Below are 21551 nucleotides of genomic sequence, written 5' to 3'. Positions count from 1 at the left end.
TTTAAATTTATTTTTTATCGTATGCCCATTTTAGATAAATAGATCCCCATGTGAATCCACCTCCAAAAGCGGCCAAAATTATCGTGTCTCCTTTTTTTAATAAATGTTCGAAATCGCTGAGTACTAATGGTAAAGTTGCAGATGTGGTATTTCCGTATTTTTCGATGTTCATTAAAACCTTCGAATCTTCTAAATTCATTCTGTTGGCAGTAGCATCAATAATACGTTTGTTGGCCTGATGAGGAACCAACCAATCTACATCTTCATTCGTCAAATTATTTCTTTTCAAAATTAATTCGCTTGAATCTGCCATATTGGTCACTGCATATTTAAACACTGTTTTACCGTCTTGGATAATATTGTGTTTGTTATCTTTTACTGTTTCAAAAGAAGTTGGGTGAAGCGATCCACCGGCGTCGATTTTCAAAAAGTCTCTGCCAATTCCGTCACTGCGTAAGTACTCGTCTTGCAATCCTAAACCTTCATAATTGGGTTCAAATAAAACTGCACCCGCGCCATCACCAAAAATTATACAGGTTGACCTGTCAGTGTAATCAACGATAGAAGACATTTTATCAGCTCCAATCAATAGTACTTTCTTATATCTTCCTGATTCTATATAAGCAGCGGCAGTTGACATTCCAAATAAGAAACTGGAACATGCAGCCTGTAAATCATAAGAAAAAGCATTTGTTGCTCCAATTTGAGTGGCAACGTATACTCCTGTTGAGGCTACCGGCATATCCGGTGTTGCGGTTGCCATTATCAATAAATCTATTTCCAAGGGATCTATATTCGCTTTAGCTAATAAATCTTGCGCGGCTTTTATAGCCAAAAAAGAAGTTCCCTTGTCTTCATCTTTAAGGATTCTTCTTTCTTTTATTCCTGTACGAGAGGTGATCCACTCGTCATTGGTATCAACCATAGCTTCGAGCGCTTTGTTCGTTAGTACAAAGTCTGGAACGTAGGCTCCAACAGCGGTTATTGCGGCTGTGATTGTATTCATCGTATGCGTTTATTTCTTGTCAAATGTTCCCATTTGAAATTTTTTAAAAGACTTGAAAATTACAAAAAAAATTCCATTCTCTTTGATTTGGAACTTCTTATTTAATTAAATTATAGACAACAAAAAAACTCTCACGATGTGAGAGTTCGAATATCATTTACAAAAATGTATTAAGCAACAGCTACAGACTTATCTATAACAACTTGCCCTCTGTAATACATTTTACCTTCATGCCAATACGCTCTGTGGTATAAATGTGCTTCTCCAGTGATAGGACAAGTAGCGATTTGTGCTACGGTAGCTTTGTAATGTGTTCTTCTTTTATCTCTTCTTGTTTTGGAGATTTTTCTCTTAGGATGCGCCATTTTACTATATTATTTATCCGTTAATAGTTGCTTTAATTTGTCCCATCGCGGGTCAATATTTTCTTCTTCTTTATTTTCTACTTTTTCTTCCTTGATTGTAAGTTCATTGAGCTTAGTCAAAGCTTCTGTTTTTAAGCTTCCGTCTTTTATACCGGGATGAACCCGTCTTAGAGGGACTGATAACACAATCATTTCATAGATATATTGTGCAATATCTATCTCAAACTCCCCATGAGGTAAAATCAATAATTCCTCATTGTCATTATTATATTCTTCACCAAAACGAACTACTAATTTCATCTTACCTTTTATTGGCAGATCGAAATCTTCACTGGTAAGATCACAAGGTACATTTACGGTACCTTTATGCTTAAAATTCAACTCTAACAGCGTACTTTTTTTCTCTAAAACTACATTTACTTTGATATTTGAATCTTGATATTCGATATAATCAAAGATTTCAAAGAACGCATTACTGATTTGATACTCAAAATGATGTTTCCCTAGCTTTAATCCTATAAAAGGAATTAAATATTCTTTTGTGTTCTTCATTTCAACAACAATTTGCCCCTAAACTTCGGGAGTGCAAAGATATAAAATTATTGCAAATCTAATAATGTTATTCACTTTTTTTTGTTCACAACTGCTTTTCTTTTGTTTTCAATGGTTTTGCACTGATTTCGGCATATTGATTTCTTGAATGGTAAATATCTATCGCCAGATATACCGCCTCTTTGAACGAGTTGAAATCCGCTATCCCTTTGCCCGCTATATCGTAAGCGGTACCATGGTCAGGTGAGGTTCTAATTTTATTTAAACCCGCAGTGTAATTTACTCCCTTACCAAAAGATAATGTTTTAAAAGGAATCAATCCCTGATCGTGATAGATAGCGATAACCGCATCATAATTATCGTATTGGTTATTACCAAAAAAGCCATCTGCTGGAAAAGGCCCAAAAACCATAGTTCCTTTATCAAATATCTTTTTTAAAGCCGGTTTTAGTATCAAATCATCCTCTGTACCAATAACACCACCGTCGCCACAATGCGGATTTAACCCCAGCACCGCAATTTTAGGCTTATTAATACTGAAATCCTGAATCAAAGACTGTTTGACTGTTTCAATTTTTTTCTTAATCAATTCTTCCGTAAGATGAGAAGCCACTTCGCTTAAAGGAATATGATCCGTCATTAACCCTACTCTCAAATTATCCTGAACCATCAACATAAGTGCATTTCCCTCTAATTCTTGGTCTAAATAATCCGTATGTCCAGGAAACTTAAATTCCTCAGATTGAATATTGTATTTGTTTATTGGCGCAGTTACTAACGCATCGACAAGTCCGTCCTTTAAAGCTTTGGTTGCAGCAACAAAGGATTTTATTGCATATTCTCCCGCTTTTGGATCACTTACACCCGGACTCAAATCAACTCCTTCGCGCCAAACATTCAAGACATTAATTTTTCCAGGAACAATTTGATCCAGTTTATCAATACCGTGCAGCAAGGAAGTTGATTGAAAACTTTTTTTTACAAAGGACAACAACTTCACATTCGCAAAGATAACAGGAGTACACAATTCTAACATTCGAGCATCCTCGAATGTTTTTAAAACAACCTCGCTTCCAATACCGTTTAAATCTCCAATAGAAATTCCTACGATTATATTTTCTGCTTTTTTCATCATGACATACCGTTATTTATTGCTAATTTTGAAGTGCAAATTTAGTAAAATAAAACAAGAAATGTTTACAGGAATCATAGAAACCCTTGGCACCATCCAAGAAATAAAAAAAGAGAACACTAACGTGCATATCACAATGAATTCATCAATTACCAGCGAACTTCAAATAGATCAAAGTGTCGCTCATAACGGGATATGTCTCACTGTTGTTGCTATAGAAGACAGCTCGTACACCGTAACTGCCATAGGAGAAACGATAAAAAAAACAAATTTATCGGATTGGAAAGTTGGCGACAGCGTTAACTTGGAAAGAGCAATGAAATTAGGCGACAGACTTGACGGGCACATAGTCCAAGGTCATGTTGATCAAACAGGAATTTGCATCACTGCCGAAGCAACTGACGGAAGCTGGTTGTACACATTTGAATACGACGAAAGCCTGAACAACATTACCATCGAAAAAGGGTCAATTACAGTTAATGGAATAAGCTTAACAGTGGTAAACTCAGCGAAAAATCAATTTAGCGTAGCGATTATCCCTTACACGCATGAACATACTAATTTCAAAAATTTTGAAGTTGGCACAAAAATTAACCTTGAATTTGATGTAATTGGAAAATATGTTTCCCGATTGTATGCCAACAAATAACAATTCTATTCTTTAAAACAAAAAACTCCAATTTAAATTGGAGTTTTTTGTTTTAAACTAAAGCTATAAATGACGTAAATTCCAAGCAACAAAGCAATCAACATCAGTATTAAAATATTTTCATCAATAGGTAATCCAGGAGGCGGAGGTGGCCTTCTTCTTCCAACTGGAGAAGGCGGCGCTTGATTGGCTGCAAAAGCATTAGAAATGCCTATTACAAAAATCATTAAGGAAAAAAAAACGATTTTAAAAAACTTCATAAATTTTGCAAAATAAAAGAGAAATTATTCTTACTGATTAATTTTCAGTAACATAGAATTTTCTGTAAAATAAACACATAGTTCTAACAAAAACAACATTACTCTTAATAAAAGCATCTTTTTTGATAAAAAAAGCGCTTAAGCCTACTGTAAATAAAAAAATCTTTCAAAAATTTGAAAGATTTTTCTTTAATGTGGTCCCACCTGGGCTCGAACCAGGGACCACCTGATTATGAGTCAGGTGCTCTAACCAGCTGAGCTATAGGACCGGTTTAGAGTTTGCAATATTACCACTATTTTTCATTTGCTCCAAATATTTTGGACTTAGATTTTAAGATAGTTCAATTATTAACTTATTTTCCACAGAAATCAACTGACTACTAACATACTACCTTGATGTCTATATTTAAATTATTTTATTTCCTGACACAATTCAATTAAGACACCATTGGTGCTTTTAGGATGCAAAAATGCAATTAACTTATTATCAGCACCTTTTTTTGGAGTCTCATTCAAAACTATAAATCCTTCTTTTTTCAAACGTGCTATTTCTGAAACAATATCCTCAACATCAAAAGCAATATGATGAATTCCTTCTCCTTTTTTTTCTAAAAACTTAGCGATAGGACTTTCTGGGTTAGTTGCCGCCAAAAGCTCAATTTTATTTGGTCCATTCATAAAAAAAGAGGTAGTGACTCCTTCCGTTTCTACATCTTCAAATTTGTAAGCCGGAGCGCCAAAGAGTTTTTCAAAAACTACATTAGAAACTTCTAAATCCTTAACCGCAATCCCAATATGTTCTATTTTTCTCATCATTTACACTATTAATTCAACGTTGGTTTCAAATTCATAAAGCACACTAACTGCAATAAAATTTGTTTGACGTAAAATTAAACATTAAAAAGAAAAAACAACTGCCCTGATAAAAGATAAGTTGCATCAAACCCCTCATAATAATTCGATAAAAAATACCAATCGCACGAATTATAATTGTTATTTTGTAAATTCTAATTTAGAATTGATATGTTAAAAAACAATTTAAAATACGCCCTGTTCGTATTGCTTTTTATTGCTGCAGGTTGCGCCAAAAGAGGTTCTATCACTGGCGGATTGAAGGATACCATCGCCCCTGTTTTGAAAATGAGTTTCCCAAAAAACTTCAGCACTAACTTCGAAGGAAATGAAATCAAGTTGGTATTTGATGAAAATATTAAACTGAAAAACCTAAATAAACAGTTGATTATTTCACCACCTATGAAAAATGAGCCGCTAATTTTACCAACAACGGCAAGTAAAACGATTTCGATCACGATAAAAGACACGCTTCAACCTAATACAACGTACAGCTTTAATTTTGGACAAAGTATTGCTGACAACAATGAAGGAAATCCTTTGAATCAATTCCAATATGTATTTTCAACTGGTGACTATATTGACTCTTTGAGCCTTGGCGGATCAGTAAAAAGCGCTTATGATAAAGAAGTCGAACCATTCGTTTCCGTCATGCTTTACGAGGTGAATGATAGCTTTAAAGACTCTATTATTTATACCCAAAATCCAAGATACGTTACCAACACTTTGGACAGTTTGACAACATTTCGTTTAAACAACTTAAAAGCTGGAAAATACCTTCTCGTAGCCATGAAAGACTACAACAGCAACAATAAATACAATCCAAAAACAGACAAAATTGGGTTTAGCAAAGGCTTTATTACTATTCCAAATGATACGCTTTACGAAATAGAGTTGTTTAGAGAAACCCTTCCTTTTAAAACTTTCAAACCAAGTCAAGCATCCGGAAACCGATTGCTCATTGGATTTGAAGGCAAAATAAATTCTGCTGCTGCAAGACCAAAAATAATTTTAAAAAACAACAACGATATTCTGTCATCTGTCATTACTAAATTTCCAAAAAAGGATTCCCTTCAAATCTGGTATAAACCTATTAAAGCTGATTCGCTAAATTTGGCTGTCGCCAAAGACCAGTACGCAACCAATTTCACTTTTAAAATAAAAGACCAAAAAAAGGACACGTTGAGTATTTCAGCCATACAAACAAACGATTTGAAATTTCGAGACCGGTTTACTTTAGAGAGCAAAACTCCGTTAATCAGTTTCCAAAATTCAAAAATAAATCTGACCAATAATGCAAAAACAGAAGTGCCTTTTACTACTGAATACGATGAATTTAATCAAAAATTGTATTTTGATTTTAAAAAAGAACCATCAGAAAGTTATACTTTTAAAATTTTACCCGGGGCATTAACTGACTTTTTTGAACAAACAAACGACACTTTAACGTATAAATTAAACACTAACAATACTGCTGATTATGGGAATCTTACCGTGCTGTTGCAAAATGTAAAACAATTCCCGGTCATTGTTGAGCTCACGAATGCAAAAGGGGATGTTTTAGCTACTGAATTCACCCAAGAAAACACCACAATAAACTTTAATTTAATTGACCCCGAGCTGTACACCCTGCGAATTATTTATGACACCAATAAAAATAACGAATGGGATTCCGGTAATTACCTTAAAAAACGCCAGGCCGAAGCGGTGCTCTATTTTTCCAAAGAAATTGATGTTCGTGCAAATTGGGATGTGAATCAAACATTTGATTTGAGTCTTCCGTACATCCCGGAACCTAAAAAGAAAACCGACAAGAAGAATTAAAAACTATCTGTTTTCTATTTCAAAAAAATCTCTATCGTTCAAAAAACCTAATTTTAGTCGGGTTTCCAACATTTTTTGCTTATCTAATTCTACCGGAAATAAACCTTCCGTCTCTAATGGAATTTGAATATAATTTCCAAGAAAATCGATTGCTTGTGAATGGCCAATGTATTCATAGCCATTTGCGTCAGTACCGATTCTGTTGACTCCAATCGCATAACTCATGTTTTCTATCGCTCGTGCTTTCAATAAAGCATCCCAAGCATTAGTTCTTATTTTTGGCCAACTCGCCACATAAATCAACACGTCATAGTCCTCTGAATTTCTTGAAAAAGCAGGAAAACGTAAATCATAACAAATCAACGGACAAATTTTCCATCCTAAGTAGTCCACAACTATCTTTTGGTCACCACTTGTGTAGACTTTGTCTTCGCCAGCCAAAGTAAACAAATGCCTTTTATCATAAAACTGAATTTCTCCGGAAGGAAACACAAATACTAATCTATTGTAAAAATTCCCGTTTTCTTCTATAACTAAACTTCCAGTAATAGCAAAGTTTCTGGCTTTCGCCAAAACTGTCAGCCACGTTATCGTTTCGCCTTGCATAGATTCAGCGACATGTTCAGGATTCATCGTAAAACCGCTGCTAAACATTTCCGGCAATACAATTAAATCAACTGCTAAAGTGATTTCATTAATTTTTGCCTCGAAATAATTTCGGTTGGCTTTTGGGTTTTCCCAAATTAAAGAAGCTTGAATCAGGATGACTTTCATTTTTTTATTTTTTATAAAAATAAGAAATATCACAACACCATAAGTTCATTATATTAGCAAAAAAAAGAACTTTATGAAAAAGATACTTCTTGTATATGCACTGTTGTGCTCTTTTTTGATTTACGGCCAGGAAAAATCAGGCGCGAAACAATTTTGGGAAAACCTGCAAAAACAATGCGGCAAATCATTTATAGGAGAAGTCAAAGAAGGCGCTTCTGATAATACTTTTAGAGAGAAAAAAATGGTAATGCATGTTAGTAATTGCGACAAAAACACGATTCGGATTCCGTTTTTTGTCGGAGACGACAAATCAAGAACTTGGGTATTGACGTACAAAAATGACCCTATTCAATTGAAACATGACCATCGTCACGAAGATGGCTCCGAAGATAAGGTGACACAATACGGTGGGACAACCACAAATTCCGGATCACCGATGCTTCAGTTTTTTCCGGCAGATCAAGAAACCAGTAATCTTATTCCAAACGCTGCTGCAAATGTCTGGTGGATTACTTTAGACGAAACTTCTTTTACATACAATCTAAGGCGCATTGGATCAGACCGATTGTTTACTGTGAAATTTGATTTGACAAAAACGATAGCATCACCGCCGGCTCCTTGGGGATGGAAAGACTAAAAACTTTAAAACAGACCATTTTTAAATAAAAAAAACGCATTCAATTTTAATATTGAATGCGTTTTGAATTATTATCTAATCTTTCGACCGTAAACTTTGGATATTAAGACCATGTGATTACCCTTTCAAACTTGCAGATAAATATTCTCTATTCATTCTTGCAATATTTTCAAGAGAAATTCCTTTTGGACATTCTACTTCACAAGCTCCAGTATTGGTACAATTACCAAATCCTTCTGCATCCATTTGGCTTACCATGTTCAACACACGGTCAGTAGCTTCCACTTTTCCTTGCGGTAATAAGGCAAACTGAGACACTTTCGCAGCAACAAATAACATAGCTGAGGAGTTTTTACAACTCGCCACACAAGCTCCACAACCAATACATGTTGCTGCATCAAAAGCTCTGTCCGCATCATGCTTAGGAATAGGAATTGTATTGGCGTCAATAGTGTTTCCAGATGTGTTCACAGAAATAAAACCACCAGATTGCTGGATTCTATCAAATGCGCCTCTGTCAACCACTAAATCTTTTATTACAGGGAATGCTTTTGCTCTAAAAGGTTCGATAAAAATAGTATCGCCATCTTTAAATTTGCGCATGTGCAATTGACATGTTGTAACCAGACGATCAGGTCCATGCGCTTCACCATTGATGTATAATGAACACATTCCGCAAATTCCTTCGCGACAATCATGGTCAAAAGCAACAGTATCCTCTCCTTTTACGATTAATTCATCATTCAAAATGTCAAGCATTTCAAGAAAAGACATATCTGGTTCAATTCCATCAATTGGATATTCAACTATTTTTCCTTCTGAGGCGGCATTTTTCTGACGCCATATTTTTAATGTGAGTTTCATATTTTAAGTTTGAAAGTCATAAAGCCGAAAGTCGAAAGTCGATTGACATGGAGCCGTTTGACTTTAAGACGTTAGACATTAGACTAAATTATTTATAACTTCTTTGAACTAGTTTAACATTTTCGAACTTCAACTCTTCTTTATGCAATACTGCATCGCTAGGATTACCTTTGTATTCCCATGCTGCAACATATGCAAAGTTTTCGTCGTCACGTTGTGCTTCACCTTCCGGTGTTTGATATTCTTCACGGAAGTGACCTCCACAAGATTCATTTCTATGTAGGGCATCTTTGGCAAACAACTCACCTAATTCAAGGAAATCAGCAATACGAAGTGCTTTAGCCAACTCCGGGTTAAAACTGTCCGCTGTTCCAGGAATTTTTACCTCTTTATAAAATTCTTCTCTAATTGCTGCAATTTCACTTTGTGCTTCAGTTAAACCTTCAGCATTACGCGCCATTCCAACTTTATCCCACATGATTTTTCCTAATTTCTTATGGAAATAATCCGCTGGTTTAGAACCTCCGTTATTCATTAAAGCCTCAATCTGGTGCTTAACATTATTCTCCGCTTGTTCAAATTCTGGAGAATCAGTAGAGATTGTACCCATTTTAATATCCGGTGCTAAATAATCTCCAATAGTGTAAGGAAGAACAAAATATCCATCTGCCAAACCTTGCATCAGTGCAGAAGCTCCCAATCTGTTCGCTCCGTGGTCTGAAAAGTTAGATTCTCCAATAGAGAAACAACCAGGGATTGTAGTTTGTAAGTTATAATCAACCCAAGTTCCTCCCATCGTGTAATGCACGGCTGGATAAATCATCATAGGAGTTGAATATGGATTCTCATCCACAATTTTCTCATACATCTGGAACAAGTTACCGTATTTATTAGCCACAACTTCTGTTCCTAATTTAATAACCAATGCGTTATCATTTTCGTCTAAATGCTTTAATCTTGCTTGATCCACTCCGTATCTTTCAATTGCAGCAGCAAAATCAAGATAAACAGCTTCTCCTGTTTTGTTAACACCATAACCAGCATCACATCTTTCTTTAGCCGCACGAGAAGCAATATCTCTAGGTACTAAATTTCCAAAAGCAGGATATCTTCTTTCTAAATAATAATCTCTATCAGCTTCTGCAATTTGAGTTGGTTTTAATTTTCCATCTCTAATCGCTTTTGCATCTTCTAATTTTGCAGGAACCCAAATACGTCCATCATTACGCAAGGATTCTGACATTAGCGTCAATTTTGCTTGATGATCTCCAGAAACCGGAATACAAGTTGGGTGAATTTGTGTGTAACAAGGATTGGCAAAATACGCCCCTCTTTTGTGAATTTTCCAAGCTGCAGTTACGTTACTTCCCATCGCATTGGTTGAAAGGAAAAAAACGTTCCCGTAACCTCCGGAAGCAATAACTACAGCGTGAGCAGAGTGTCTTTCGATTTCTCCTGTAACCAAGTTGCGCGCTATAATTCCTCTTGCTTTACCGTTTACGATTACTAAATCCAGCATTTCGTGACGGTTGTGCATTTTTATTTTTCCACGACCTATTTGGCGGTTCATTGCTGAATACGCCCCTAATAATAATTGTTGTCCTGTTTGTCCTTTGGCATAAAAAGTTCTAGAAACTAATGTACCTCCAAAAGAACGGTTGTCAAGTAATCCGCCATATTCACGGGCAAAAGGTACACCTTGAGCCACACACTGGTCAATAATATTGGTAGATACCTCAGCAAGACGGTGAACGTTTGCTTCACGAGCGCGATAATCGCCTCCTTTTACAGTATCATAAAACAAACGGAACGTTGAATCTCCATCTCCTTGATAATTTTTTGCAGCGTTAATTCCCCCTTGTGCAGCAATCGAGTGCGCACGACGCGGTGAATCTTGAAAACAAAATGCTTTTACGTTATATCCTAACTCTGCCAACGTTGCAGCAGCCGAACCTCCAGCTAAACCTGTACCAACAACAATAATGTCTAAATTACGTTTGTTAGCAGGGTTTACTAAATTAATATGATCTTTATAATTTGTCCATTTGTCCGAAATTGAACCTTCTGGAATTTTTGAATCTAATGCCATTTATAATTGAATATTAATGATTGAAATAATGAAATAATGCAATGAAAATAAATCCAAAAGGAACTACAATTGCAAAAGCGTAACCTAATGTATGCAACGATTTTGAATATTTATTATTAAAACCTACAGATTGGAACGAAGAATTAAAACCGTGCCACAAGTGTAGCGATAACAAAAGAAACGAAACGCAATAAATTGCCGTTCGAACACCACTTTCAAATTTATGCGTCAACTCAGCATAATATCTGGTTTCGTCAAGCGGATTAACCTCTACATATTTATATACCATTTCAGGAACCCAGAAATCGTAAAAATGTAGTCCCAAGAAAGCTAAAACAACTGCCCCCGAAATAATCATATTTCTGGAAGCCCAAGAAGAGTTAGCCGCCCCGTTATTCTTTGCATAAGAAATTGGTCTTGCACTGTTATTTTTAATTTCCAAAACGATACCCATTATAAAGTGGAAAACTACACCAAAAATAAGAATTGGTTGAAACACAAACTGAACCAATGGATTATTTCCCATAAAATGAGAAATAGAGTTAAAAGTATCAGGACTAAAAACCGAGGTACTGTTTATAAAAAAATGTTGTGCTAAAAATAAAATTAAGAAAAGTCCAGAAAGCGCCATAGCGACTTTTTTTGCTATCGATGACTTTAATAATGCAGATTTTGCCATAGGAATTTGAGTGAATTAATTTAAAAATCATACAAAAATAGAGCAATTAGTGATGAACTACAACCTTTTCGCTATAATTTATAATGATTTTAAAGTGTTAATCCCTACAACTCTACAATTCGCTAACAATCAATACTTAAGATGCTAAAAACTTGTGGTTTAGTTAAACAAAAGTATATAATTATGAAATTAAACCAATCCGCGGAATAACAATAATACTTAAAAAATCCTGCTAAATTTATAATATCGATAATTTTGGTCATAATTAAATTTCAAATTCCTAAAAGTTTAATAAAAACTATTTTTACAGTCTTAAATAAATTGTCATCAAACTCCTAAATTTTACTTTTTTAAGCAAAAATTTTATGATTAAAATAGGAATTTACACTATTTTTTTTATCCGTTAAACGAATAAAATTTACAGTTGAACTTTCGCTGCTTTTCTCTTAAAAGATATTATTTACTTAACTGAATTTTGTCATGTATTGCTGCACGATTGAATCCGTGTTTTCATGGCGCATTTTTTGCTCCAATTGAATTGGCGGCGAAGCTCTTTCCAAACAATTCTTAACCGCACAGGTTTCACAGGTAACCCCAACAATCTGTTTCTTAAGAGAATTATTTTCGATAAACTTAAATTTTTTCTTCATTCCCGGCGTAATCAATATACCTACCGAAATACTGCGGATACAATCTACCTTAAACGGATCCGGTGTTGCGGACGAAAAAACAAGATATTCATTTTTACTGTTTTCATAACTGGAGATTTGTGCATCAAAAAAGTGGTTTTTATTTTGCTTCAAAGACTCCTCAATTGTGCGTATAGAAACCCATCTTCGGCAGTAATGCTCATTCATTTCATTCGCATGCGGCTCTTGCTGATTGGTGATGTGTAATTCTTTCTTTATTTGATAGGTGTCCGTTCCTTTTTGATGAGACAGTCGTAGAAAAAAGAGGTTTTTCAGCTGAAAATCTTTTGGTAAAATGTTAGTCAATCTTTGATAAAACGATTCCGGAGAAACATTAAACCCGCTCATCAAAGCAATCATTTCATGTGGTTTCGGATTTGTTTTTGACAAAAATAAATTCAGTTCGTCTATCAGTTTTTGTCTCGGAATAAGCAATGCTCCCGCAAAGTATGAAGCGTAAAAATTATTCAAAACTTGGTCAAAATTATCAAATTTAATCCAACTGAACGTATACAACCTATCGGTAATCTCAAGATAATTATAGGCTATTTCTTTGGCTAGAATAAATGCTTTTTGGGGTTCGTCAATGTCTAATGAAAGTAACAATGTCTTGCTTTTTGGCACAAAAATCGATCTCAAATCCCCCAATTGTTCTTGTTCAGAAAAAACGAGTTCTTTTATCGTGTAGCCATATTCTTCAATTAATATCGCAGTGAGTTCTTCGATCGAAATTTTGGTGTCAATATTTACATGAAACGCTTTGGAAAACTGCAAAACCTTTTGCTCTAAATCTTCAAAATAATTCGTGTGCGCTTCTTGATACGAGCGCAACGAAGCCAAAAAGAAACTCTCTCTGGTCAAATTATAGTGTTGCGCAATCTCAATAATTGTACTTATAAACGCATTGACTTTTGCAGGAGCGTTCGCAATAATATCAATAAGGTCATTTTCCTGAATCCCAAAAATCTCGAGCGGAATCTCTTTTAAGATGCCCGATTTTAGGATTTCTCCAATGGGCGCCAAATTATTATCCAGTTTTAATGAAACCATATTGTCATAAGAAACATCCAGCTTTTCAGACAGTAGAATGATTTTATCCGTTTTGGGATACTTTTTACCTTTTTCAATTTCGTTCAAATACGATTTTGAAAGCTCCGTTATTTTTGCCAACCCAAATAAAGACAGATTCTTATTCGTACGTGCCTGCTTAAGTTTTAATCCAAAAATCAACTTGATATAATCCTTTTCTATGTTCATATCTCAAAGATATGCTAAAAAATATTTAAGCCAAAAAAAATATTTTTACTTTTTAGCGTACGTTCGCTTGTTTAGTAAAAAACTTTTTGTATCATTGCACTGTTAAACAATCACAAATTATCAACAAACATTCATTATTGTTAAATTAAATACGTTTTAAAATGGATTTTAAAGAAGTATATTCGAAAAATTTGTTAAATTTTTCAGAAGAAACCACCGAGTATTACCCGGAAATCTTAACTGACGAAGCAATGACTTTTTTGTCTCTACTTCATGAAAATTTTAATGAAAAAAGACTAGCGCTTTTAGAGGAACGAAAAAAGCAACAAGTTTTATTTGATCAAGGTGCATTACCCACTTTTCCTGCTGAAACAAAAACCATCAGAGAGAGCAACTGGGAAGCTGCTAAAACTCCTGAAGATTTACTAGATCGACGAGTCGAAATAACCGGACCAGTAGACCGAAAAATGGTGATCAACGCATTGAATTCGGGTGCAAAAACCTTCATGGCTGATTTTGAAGACAGCACTTCACCAACATGGAGCAATTTAATGACGGGGCAACAAAATCTAAAAGACGCGGTGAATAAAACCATTACTCTGGAAGACCCCTTAAAAAACAAGAAGTACAGCCTAAACGATAAAACTGCTGTACTGCTTGTTCGTCCAAGAGGATTGCATCTACCTGAGAAAAATATTTTGATTGACGGAGAACAAGCTTCTGGTTCATTAGTTGACTTTGGTTTGTATGCTTTTCATAATCACAAGCAACTTATTGAAGATGGAACGGCACCGTATTTTTATATTCCAAAATTAGAACATTATTTGGAAGCGAGGTGGTGGAATAAAGTTTTCGAATTCACGCAAGAATATTTGGGAGTAAAAAACGGAACATTCAAAGCAACAGTTTTAATCGAGACGATAACTGCCAGTTTTCAATTAGACGAAATCATTTTTGAACTGAAAGATCATATCGTAGGTCTTAATTGCGGGCGATGGGATTATATTTTTTCGTACATCAAAAAACTAAGAAAAAACCCGGCTTTCATCGTTCCAAACCGAGATCAAGTGACCATGACTGCACCATTTATGAGTGCGTATTCACAATTAGTTATTCAAAGATGCCACAAACGAAACATTCATGCAATAGGTGGAATGGCCGCTCAAATTCCGATAAAAAATAATGAAGAAGCCAACAAAACAGCTTTCGACAAAGTAATTGCCGACAAGGAACGTGAGGTTAAAAATGGACATGATGGAACTTGGGTCGCGCACCCCGATTTGGTTTCGCTGGCCATGAAGGTATTCGATAAATACATGCCGACCAAAAATCAGATTCATGTAAAAAGAGAAGACGTACACGTTGCCGAAAGCGATTTACTCGAAACTCCAAAAGGAACTATTACCGAAGAAGGCGTTCGAAAAAATATCAGTATTTCGGTTTTATATATCGCTTCATGGCTTAACGGTCAGGGCGCCGCGGCGTTGCACAATTTAATGGAAGATGCCGCTACTGCTGAGATTTCGAGATCACAATTGTGGCAATGGCTTCAAAACGGAGTGGTTTTAGACAATCAAAAAGTGTTAAATGAAAAATATTATCACCGATTAGCCATGGAAGAATTTGAAAAAATCAGAAAGCTAGTTGGATATGAAAATCATGAAAAACAAAAATACAGACTAGCCGAACAATTATTAGACATTCTGGTCGTGAACGACAATTTTATCGAATTTTTGACGATTCCTGGATACAAATACATTTAAAAAATCAATTGCAATAAAATCAATATCAGTAAAAAATTATTAAAGACCATTAAACCTTTATAAACACTATGAAAACTACAGAAACAAGAATTCAAGAATTAGTTACCGACTGGATTACGAACCCAAGATGGAATGGTATTGAGCGACCGTACACCGCTGAAGAAGTGGTGAAATTGCAAGGTTCTTATCAAATAGAACATAGCGTTGCCAGAATTGGAGCCAATAATTTATGGAACAAACTAAACGCTCAGGATTTTGTAGCCGGACTTGGCGCGCTTACCGGAAACCAAGCCATTCAAGAAGTAGAAGCAGGATTGGATGCTATTTATTTGAGCGGATGGCAGGTTGCTGCTGATGCAAATGTAGCTGGTGAAATGTATCCTGACCAATCTTTATATCCTGCTAACAGTGTTCCATTGGTAGTAAAACGTATCAATAATGCACTTTTGAGAGCAGACCAAATACAAGTAGTAAACGGAACTGCTGACAAAAAAGAATATCTGGTTCCTATTGTAGCAGATGCAGAGGCTGGTTTCGGAGGAAACCTGAATGCTTTCGAATTAATGAAAGCGATGATTGAAGCGGGAGCAGCCGGAGTTCACTTTGAGGATCAATTGAGCTCTGCAAAAAAATGCGGACACTTAGGCGGAAAAGTATTGGTTCCTACTCAAGAAGCCATCAATAAATTGATCGCAGCACGTTTGGCAGCTGATGTAATGGGAACACCAACAATTGTGGTTGCCCGCACAGATGCGGATGCAGCTAACTTATTGACTAGCGATATTGACCCACGAGATGCTAAATTCATCACGGGTGAAAAAACTGGAGAAGGTTTTTTCTATGTAAATTGTGGAGTAGAGCAAGGAATTGACAGAGGATTGAGTTATGCACCTTATGCTGATTTAATTTGGATGGAAACCAGCAACCCGGATCTTGATTACGCAAGAAAATTTGCTGAAGGAATTCACGCAAAATTTCCAGGAAAAATGTTAGCGTATAACTGTTCGCCTTCTTTCAATTGGGCTGCAAAATTATCAGTAGCTGAAATGGAAACGTTCAGAGAAGATCTTGCGGCAATGGGATACAAATTCCAATTCATCACTTTAGCTGGATTCCATGCATTAAATACCAGCATGTTCGAATTGTCTAAAGCATATAAAGAAAGAGGAATGGCTGGCTATTCTGAATTGCAGGAGAGAGAATTTGCTTTGCAAAAACACGGTTTCAAAGCGGTAAAACACCAAGGTTTTGTAGGGACATCTTATTTTGACGCGGTACAAAATACTGTGACAATTGGAAAATCTTCTACAACTGCAATGAAAGACTCTACTGAAGCTGCTCAGTTTTAAACAAAGTAACAACCATAAAAAAACACGATTTCAAATGAAATCGTGTTTTTTGTTTTTAAAATAAAATGACTGTTTATTTCGATTCAATAATTTCAAGATCAGTAACAACCTTCTCTTTTCCTTTTTGAATACTTATTTTATTCACTGAAACTGGAAGGTAATAGTTGCCATTTTTGGCTGTTTCCAATTTTAGTTTTTTGTCTTTATTTTTCCAATTATCAGCGGTTGCCTTCGTTATAGAAAGATCATAAACGTGTTTGTTTAATCCTTTTAAAGCTTTCACTTTCTGAGAATAAACGACTTCTTTCAAGCTGTTTTCAATTTGCAGCAGCACCTCTGCATCTCCATTCGAATAAAACCAAATCTCCGCTTTTGGCTCCGCAGCTTTAGCCCAAGAACTCCAGCTATTTCCCCATTCTTTTGCTTTTTTTATCTTTTTAAGTTCAAAAATATAAAGATTTTCCGCTACAACTTTATCATTCAATTGTTGCACTTGATCCAAATTGACTTTATACACCGAACGACCGTGAGTTCCTACCACTAAATCTTTTGCTTTCTTTTGAATTACTAGATCGTGAACCGCCACGTTTGGAATTCCGTTAGAAAAATCATCCCAAGATGTTCCTTTGTTTAATGAAACATACAAGCCGTTATCCGTTCCCACATATAAAACATTCTCGTTGACATTATCCTCCACGATTACATTCACTGGACTTGCAGGCAAATTATTGGCTATATTTTTCCAGGTTTGACCAAAATCATCTGACATGTAAACATAACTGGTGAAATCATCATTTCGATATCCGTTCAAAGTCGCGTACACTCTTTCTTTCTTATGTGCCGAAGCCACTACTCTCGAAACCCAGCGGTTTTGGGGCATATTTCCCGAAATCTTGTTCCAAGTCGCCCCGCCGTCTTTCGAAACATGAATCAATCCATCGTCACTTCCTGTATAGAGTAACCCAAACTGCAAAGTACTTTCACTAATAGCAGCGATTGTTCCAAAAGCAACATTTCCTTCTTTTGCTCCTTGTGTTAAATCAGCCGAAATAGCCGTCCAGGTTTCCCCTTGATTCATTGAACGATGCAAGAAATTAGATCCCATGTATAAAATATCCTGATTGTGTGAAGATAATAAAATAGGCGTTTGCCAATTGAATCGAAATGGTTTTTCGTCTTTTTTTGGCTTTGGCGAAATATACTCTCGCTTGTTGCTTGCACGATCAATTCTGTAATAATTTCCAAATTGAAACCCTGTAAAAACAATATTTGGATTTCTTTTGTCGATTTGAGTCTGCATTCCGTCTCCTCCCATCAAATTTTCGTAAGGATATTTTCCGGTTTGGTACCATTCTGAGGAATATTTGTAAGTGCTTGGTCCAACCCAAACCCCGTTATCCTGCATCCCGCCATAAATATTATACGGTTCTTGCTCATCTACATTTACTGAATAAAACTGACTTACTGAGTGCGAATTACTTTTTATCCAGTGCGCTCCATCATCATACGAAATATTCAAACCACCATCATTTCCATTGATTAAATGCCCTGATTTATTTGGGTTCACCCAAACTACGTGATGATCTGAGTGAACATTATTTTCGCTAATGGATGTAAATGTTTTTCCGCCATCATTTGATTTTATAATGGGCACACCCGATAAATAAATTTTATTGACATCATTGGGATCAACAGAAATAACACTGAAATAATACCCGTACGAATAAAAGAAATCATCGATAAAATCCTGATGGGTCTTCGTCCAGCTTTTTCCTCCGTTACTTGACTTGTATATTTCGGCTCCAATAACTTCTGTTTCTGCTAAACTATTTATCGCATCCAGAACCACTTTTGCTGCTTCGCTAGGTTGCAAATACCCATTTTGAACCCAATGTTTGATGTTTTCTGCTCTGTATTTTTCGGTTAAACCGTAATTCTTTAAAATAGAATTCAAACTTTTATTTGGCAATTTCAGGAATTCATCTCCCGGCATAGAAAATGCGACCGGTAACGAATTGCTTTTTTTGGATTGTAAAGGTCTTTTGAATTGGTTATCCAAAATGGCATATACGTTTTCATCATCATACACCGCTAAACCAATACGACCAACGCCTTCACCAACAGGAAATCCGCTTTCAGCATTCGTGAAAAGCTTCCATGTCAATCCTGCATCCTCACTTTTGTAAATTCCCGAAGTAGCGCCACTTCCTGTAAAATCCCATGCCTTTCTGTCTTTACTCCAAGAAGCCGCATATTGAACCTTGAAATTTTTTGGCGAAACAGCCACATCAATAATTCCCGTTTCATCATCGATATAAAGAGTTTTACTCCATGTTTTTCCGCCATTTGTGGTTTTATAAATCCCTCTTTCTTCACTTTTTGAATACAAATGACCCACTGCACCCACAACGACTTCATCTGGATTTGATGGATTTATCAGGATTCTACTGATGTGATGGCTGTCGTGCAATCCCATATTTTGCCAAGTCTTTCCTTTGTCTTCCGATTTCAAAATACCAATTCCGGCGTAAGACGATCGAGACGAATTAACTTCGCCAGTTCCTACCCAAATCGTTCCTCGTTTCCAGTCTATCGCGATATCACCCACATTTTGCGTAGGTGCGGCATCCATAACTGGCGAAAAACTCATTCCATTATTATTAGTGTACCAAAGTCCGCCTGAAGCATAGCCCACATAAAACTCGGTTGGATTTTCCGGATTTACATCCACATCCACCACTCTACCGCTCATCACCGTTGGACCCACATTTTCGAAAGCAACATTTTGAAAAAGAGATTGTTTTTCCATTATTTTTTTGTCTTCCAATGCTTGCTGAATCGCTTCGGCAGAAACTTGTCCCCAAGAGACACTTTGTACAATAAGAGCCGAAAAGAGTACTATTTTTTTCATGTAAATTGATTTGAGTTGGAAAATTAATCATAAAAATAGTTATCTGAAAATTTTATAGTGTAATTAACATCCGTTTCTCTCAAAGTTAGTATTTTTGATTATTCAAGATATTAAACGATGTGTAATGAAATAAGTAAAGCCAGAAATGGTGTCAAAACCAATACTAGCGCTCCAAGAATTACGCTTATCCCATAAAAAACAATAAAAATCAACAAATGAAATACCATCAAATTGACCGAGATTTATTTATAAAAAATAGAGCAAAATTCATGGCTCAGATGAAGCCTAATAGCGTCGCTGTTTTCAATTCTAATGATATATATCCTGTTTCGGCAGATAGTACGTTACCATTTGCACAACACCGCGACATCTTTTACCTGAGCGGAGTAGATCAGGAAGAAAGCATTTTATTGCTTTTCCCGGATGCGCCTTACGAGCATCAAAGAGAAATGGTTTTCTTGAAAGAAACCAGTGAGCATATTGCGATTTGGGAAGGCGAAAAACTGACTAAAGAGCGTGCTTTTGAAGTAACAGGAATCAGAACTGTGTATTGGTTGCAGGAATTGGAAAAAGTCTTATTCGAGATGATGACGCATGCTGACACGATTTACATTAACACCAACGAGCATTACCGCGCTAAAGTAGAAACTGAAACTCGCGAAGCCCGTTTTGTAAAATGGTGGAAAGAGAAATATCCGGCACATGCTGTTGCAAAAAGTAATCCGATATTGCAACGTCTTCGCTCCGTAAAAGAGACCGAAGAATTGGATTTAATCCAAAAAGCCTGTACTATTACGGAACTCGGTTTTAGAAGATTATTGCCATTCGTGAAACCAAACGTGACCGAATACGAAATCGAAGCCGAGCTAATTCACGAATTCATTCGCAACCGTTCCAGAGGTTTTGCGTATACGCCAATTATCGCTTCCGGAAATAATGCCAACGTGTTGCACTACATCGAAAACAACCAACAATGTAAAGCCGGCGATTTAATTTTACTGGATGTGGCGGCTGAATACGCCAATTATTCCAGTGATATGTCGCGCACCATACCGGTTTCAGGGAAGTACACCCATAGACAAAAAGAAGTATATAACGCTGTTTTACGTGTAAAAAATGAAGCGACCAAAATGCTGACAACAGGCACACTTTGGAAACAATATCATATCGAAGTGGGGAAATTAATGACTTCAGAATTGCTAGGTTTGGGTCTTATTGACAAAGCCGACGTGCAAAACGAAAAGCCGGAATGGCCCGCTTACAAAAAATATTTCATGCACGGAACATCGCACCACATGGGATTGGACACGCACGATTACGGAATCCTCACCGAACCCATGCAAGCCAATATGGTGTTCACCGTAGAGCCTGGAATTTATATTCCTGCCGAAGGCTTCGGAATCCGTCTGGAGGACAATATCATCGTTCAGGAAAGCGGCGAACCATTCAACATGATGCGTAACATCCCAATTGAAGTGGACGAAATCGAAGAATTAATGAACAGTTAATTCCTCAAAAACTTGGAAGGAAATCGGTTTACAGCAATGTGAACCGATTTTTTTTTGGGCGCAACCCAGCCTCCGTAAACTTCGGCTGCGTCGGGCTATTCGCTATAAGTCCTCGTCTTGTCAAAAAAGACGAGACTGTGGGCTTTCCGCTGCTATCCCTTGCGCGTTACAGCGATGAAATTTGTAATTCCAAAACAGCAATTCCAAAATCCATCTTATAGCTGTAACTTTATAATCACCCTTCCGACTTATTTAAAACAGCAACTATTTTTTAAAACATATTCAATATGTAATTTGAACCATTAAGAAGTTAAGAAAAATTAAGCTCTGATTCTTAATGAAACTTAATTCCTTAATGGTAAAAAATTTTAAATATAAACTTAAAACACAG

At 36.1% G+C, this 21551-nt stretch carries 18 protein-coding genes and 1 tRNA gene; 6 read left to right on the top strand and 13 right to left on the bottom strand.

From position 1 onward, the window contains the following. Positions 1 to 7 precede the first annotated feature (7 nt). The 4 genes from ACP7AT_RS02590 to pdxA form a co-directional block, all read right to left on the bottom strand. Positions 8 to 1006, bottom strand: a complete 999-nt coding sequence (locus tag ACP7AT_RS02590; protein WP_426062803.1) for a beta-ketoacyl-ACP synthase III — start codon at positions 1004 to 1006, stop codon at positions 8 to 10. Positions 1007 to 1176: 170 nt separating this feature from the next. Then, the gene (gene rpmF / locus ACP7AT_RS02585) at positions 1177 to 1371 is read right to left on the bottom strand and encodes a 50S ribosomal protein L32 (protein WP_007137315.1); all 195 of its coding nucleotides are present in this window, start codon (positions 1369 to 1371) and stop codon (positions 1177 to 1179) included. Between the two features lie 9 nt (positions 1372 to 1380). Beyond that, complete coding sequence (locus ACP7AT_RS02580; protein WP_426062802.1) at positions 1381 to 1923, bottom strand: YceD family protein; 543 nt, start codon at positions 1921 to 1923, stop codon at positions 1381 to 1383. Positions 1924 to 2008: 85 nt separating this feature from the next. After that, positions 2009 to 3058: a 4-hydroxythreonine-4-phosphate dehydrogenase PdxA gene (pdxA, locus tag ACP7AT_RS02575; RefSeq protein ID WP_426062801.1), complete on the bottom strand. Its 1050-nt coding sequence runs from the start codon at positions 3056 to 3058 to the stop codon at positions 2009 to 2011. 58 nt (positions 3059 to 3116) lie between these two features. Here pdxA and ACP7AT_RS02570 point away from each other — a divergent pair, with 58 nt between their 5' ends. Further along, positions 3117 to 3704: a riboflavin synthase gene (locus ACP7AT_RS02570; RefSeq protein ID WP_426062800.1), complete on the top strand. Its 588-nt coding sequence runs from the start codon at positions 3117 to 3119 to the stop codon at positions 3702 to 3704. 32 nt (positions 3705 to 3736) lie between these two features. Here the strand turns inward: ACP7AT_RS02570 and ACP7AT_RS02565 are convergent, their stop codons facing one another. From ACP7AT_RS02565 to mce, 3 genes are all read right to left on the bottom strand, one after another. Then, on the bottom strand, positions 3737 to 3964 hold the full coding sequence (locus tag ACP7AT_RS02565) for a hypothetical protein (RefSeq protein ID WP_426062799.1): 228 nt from the start codon (positions 3962 to 3964) through the stop codon (positions 3737 to 3739). 195 nt (positions 3965 to 4159) lie between these two features. After that, positions 4160 to 4233, bottom strand: a tRNA-Ile gene (locus ACP7AT_RS02560). A 142-nt stretch (positions 4234 to 4375) separates the two neighbouring features. Then, the gene (gene mce, locus ACP7AT_RS02555; RefSeq protein WP_426063062.1) at positions 4376 to 4777 is read right to left on the bottom strand and encodes a methylmalonyl-CoA epimerase; all 402 of its coding nucleotides are present in this window, start codon (positions 4775 to 4777) and stop codon (positions 4376 to 4378) included. 210 nt (positions 4778 to 4987) lie between these two features. Between mce and ACP7AT_RS02550 the strand changes: the two genes are divergently transcribed. After that, positions 4988 to 6640, top strand: coding sequence for an Ig-like domain-containing protein (locus tag ACP7AT_RS02550; protein WP_426062798.1), 1653 nt, complete (start codon positions 4988 to 4990; stop codon positions 6638 to 6640). A gap of 3 nt (positions 6641 to 6643) precedes the next feature. Here the strand turns inward: ACP7AT_RS02550 and ACP7AT_RS02545 are convergent, their stop codons facing one another. Next, the gene (locus ACP7AT_RS02545) at positions 6644 to 7414 is read right to left on the bottom strand and encodes a nitrilase family protein (protein WP_426062797.1); all 771 of its coding nucleotides are present in this window, start codon (positions 7412 to 7414) and stop codon (positions 6644 to 6646) included. A gap of 73 nt (positions 7415 to 7487) precedes the next feature. Between ACP7AT_RS02545 and ACP7AT_RS02540 the strand changes: the two genes are divergently transcribed. Further along, positions 7488 to 8051: a hypothetical protein gene (locus ACP7AT_RS02540; RefSeq protein ID WP_426062796.1), complete on the top strand. Its 564-nt coding sequence runs from the start codon at positions 7488 to 7490 to the stop codon at positions 8049 to 8051. A 117-nt stretch (positions 8052 to 8168) separates the two neighbouring features. Here the strand turns inward: ACP7AT_RS02540 and ACP7AT_RS02535 are convergent, their stop codons facing one another. From ACP7AT_RS02535 to ACP7AT_RS02520, 4 genes are all read right to left on the bottom strand, one after another. After that, a complete protein-coding gene (locus ACP7AT_RS02535; RefSeq protein ID WP_426062795.1) occupies positions 8169 to 8915 on the bottom strand; it encodes a succinate dehydrogenase/fumarate reductase iron-sulfur subunit in 747 nt (248 codons plus the stop codon). A gap of 88 nt (positions 8916 to 9003) precedes the next feature. Then, a complete protein-coding gene (locus ACP7AT_RS02530) occupies positions 9004 to 11004 on the bottom strand; it encodes a fumarate reductase/succinate dehydrogenase flavoprotein subunit (RefSeq protein WP_426062794.1) in 2001 nt (666 codons plus the stop codon). Between the two features lie 13 nt (positions 11005 to 11017). Beyond that, positions 11018 to 11683 carry a succinate dehydrogenase cytochrome b subunit gene (locus ACP7AT_RS02525; RefSeq protein ID WP_426062793.1) on the bottom strand — a complete coding sequence of 222 codons (666 nt, stop codon included), beginning with the start codon at positions 11681 to 11683 and terminating at the stop codon, positions 11018 to 11020. A 464-nt stretch (positions 11684 to 12147) separates the two neighbouring features. Next, complete coding sequence (locus ACP7AT_RS02520) at positions 12148 to 13629, bottom strand: helix-turn-helix domain-containing protein (RefSeq protein WP_426062792.1); 1482 nt, start codon at positions 13627 to 13629, stop codon at positions 12148 to 12150. 161 nt (positions 13630 to 13790) lie between these two features. On the opposite strand from ACP7AT_RS02520, the gene aceB reads away from it, so the two are divergent. Both aceB and aceA read left to right on the top strand, forming a co-directional pair. After that, positions 13791 to 15392: a malate synthase A gene (gene aceB, locus ACP7AT_RS02515; RefSeq protein WP_426062791.1), complete on the top strand. Its 1602-nt coding sequence runs from the start codon at positions 13791 to 13793 to the stop codon at positions 15390 to 15392. Positions 15393 to 15460: 68 nt separating this feature from the next. Then, complete coding sequence (gene aceA / locus ACP7AT_RS02510) at positions 15461 to 16741, top strand: isocitrate lyase (RefSeq protein ID WP_426062790.1); 1281 nt, start codon at positions 15461 to 15463, stop codon at positions 16739 to 16741. A 73-nt stretch (positions 16742 to 16814) separates the two neighbouring features. On the opposite strand, the gene ACP7AT_RS02505 is transcribed toward aceA, so the two are convergent. Continuing rightward, positions 16815 to 19652: a WD40/YVTN/BNR-like repeat-containing protein gene (locus tag ACP7AT_RS02505; protein WP_426062789.1), complete on the bottom strand. Its 2838-nt coding sequence runs from the start codon at positions 19650 to 19652 to the stop codon at positions 16815 to 16817. A 215-nt stretch (positions 19653 to 19867) separates the two neighbouring features. Here ACP7AT_RS02505 and ACP7AT_RS02500 point away from each other — a divergent pair, with 215 nt between their 5' ends. Continuing rightward, positions 19868 to 21160, top strand: a complete 1293-nt coding sequence (locus ACP7AT_RS02500; protein ID WP_426062788.1) for an aminopeptidase P family protein — start codon at positions 19868 to 19870, stop codon at positions 21158 to 21160. Positions 21161 to 21551: the final 391 nt, after the last annotated feature.

Origin of the sequence: Flavobacterium sp. DSP2-3-1 (genome assembly GCF_049896865.1) — a bacterium.
Taxonomy (GTDB): Bacteria; Bacteroidota; Bacteroidia; order Flavobacteriales; family Flavobacteriaceae; genus Flavobacterium.
The sequence above is the reverse complement of the archived record's forward strand: the minus strand, read 5'-3'. Positions and strand labels throughout refer to the sequence as shown.

Coding starts and splice junctions, on each gene's coding strand:
- ACP7AT_RS02590 (WP_426062803.1), bottom strand. CDS start 1,006: ATGAATACAATCACAGCCGCAATAACCGCTGTTGGAGCCTACGTTCCA.
- rpmF (WP_007137315.1), bottom strand. CDS start 1,371: ATGGCGCATCCTAAGAGAAAAATCTCCAAAACAAGAAGAGATAAAAGA.
- ACP7AT_RS02570 (WP_426062800.1), top strand. CDS start 3,117: ATGTTTACAGGAATCATAGAAACCCTTGGCACCATCCAAGAAATAAAA.
- pdxA (WP_426062801.1), bottom strand. CDS start 3,058: ATGATGAAAAAAGCAGAAAATATAATCGTAGGAATTTCTATTGGAGAT.
- ACP7AT_RS02500 (WP_426062788.1), top strand. CDS start 19,868: ATGAAATACCATCAAATTGACCGAGATTTATTTATAAAAAATAGAGCA.
- mce (WP_426063062.1), bottom strand. CDS start 4,777: ATGAGAAAAATAGAACATATTGGGATTGCGGTTAAGGATTTAGAAGTT.
- ACP7AT_RS02525 (WP_426062793.1), bottom strand. CDS start 11,683: ATGGCAAAATCTGCATTATTAAAGTCATCGATAGCAAAAAAAGTCGCT.
- ACP7AT_RS02540 (WP_426062796.1), top strand. CDS start 7,488: ATGAAAAAGATACTTCTTGTATATGCACTGTTGTGCTCTTTTTTGATT.
- ACP7AT_RS02505 (WP_426062789.1), bottom strand. CDS start 19,652: ATGAAAAAAATAGTACTCTTTTCGGCTCTTATTGTACAAAGTGTCTCT.
- aceB (WP_426062791.1), top strand. CDS start 13,791: ATGGATTTTAAAGAAGTATATTCGAAAAATTTGTTAAATTTTTCAGAA.
- ACP7AT_RS02565 (WP_426062799.1), bottom strand. CDS start 3,964: ATGAAGTTTTTTAAAATCGTTTTTTTTTCCTTAATGATTTTTGTAATA.
- aceA (WP_426062790.1), top strand. CDS start 15,461: ATGAAAACTACAGAAACAAGAATTCAAGAATTAGTTACCGACTGGATT.
- ACP7AT_RS02520 (WP_426062792.1), bottom strand. CDS start 13,629: ATGAACATAGAAAAGGATTATATCAAGTTGATTTTTGGATTAAAACTT.
- ACP7AT_RS02580 (WP_426062802.1), bottom strand. CDS start 1,923: ATGAAGAACACAAAAGAATATTTAATTCCTTTTATAGGATTAAAGCTA.
- ACP7AT_RS02535 (WP_426062795.1), bottom strand. CDS start 8,915: ATGAAACTCACATTAAAAATATGGCGTCAGAAAAATGCCGCCTCAGAA.
- ACP7AT_RS02545 (WP_426062797.1), bottom strand. CDS start 7,414: ATGAAAGTCATCCTGATTCAAGCTTCTTTAATTTGGGAAAACCCAAAA.
- ACP7AT_RS02530 (WP_426062794.1), bottom strand. CDS start 11,004: ATGGCATTAGATTCAAAAATTCCAGAAGGTTCAATTTCGGACAAATGG.
- ACP7AT_RS02550 (WP_426062798.1), top strand. CDS start 4,988: ATGTTAAAAAACAATTTAAAATACGCCCTGTTCGTATTGCTTTTTATT.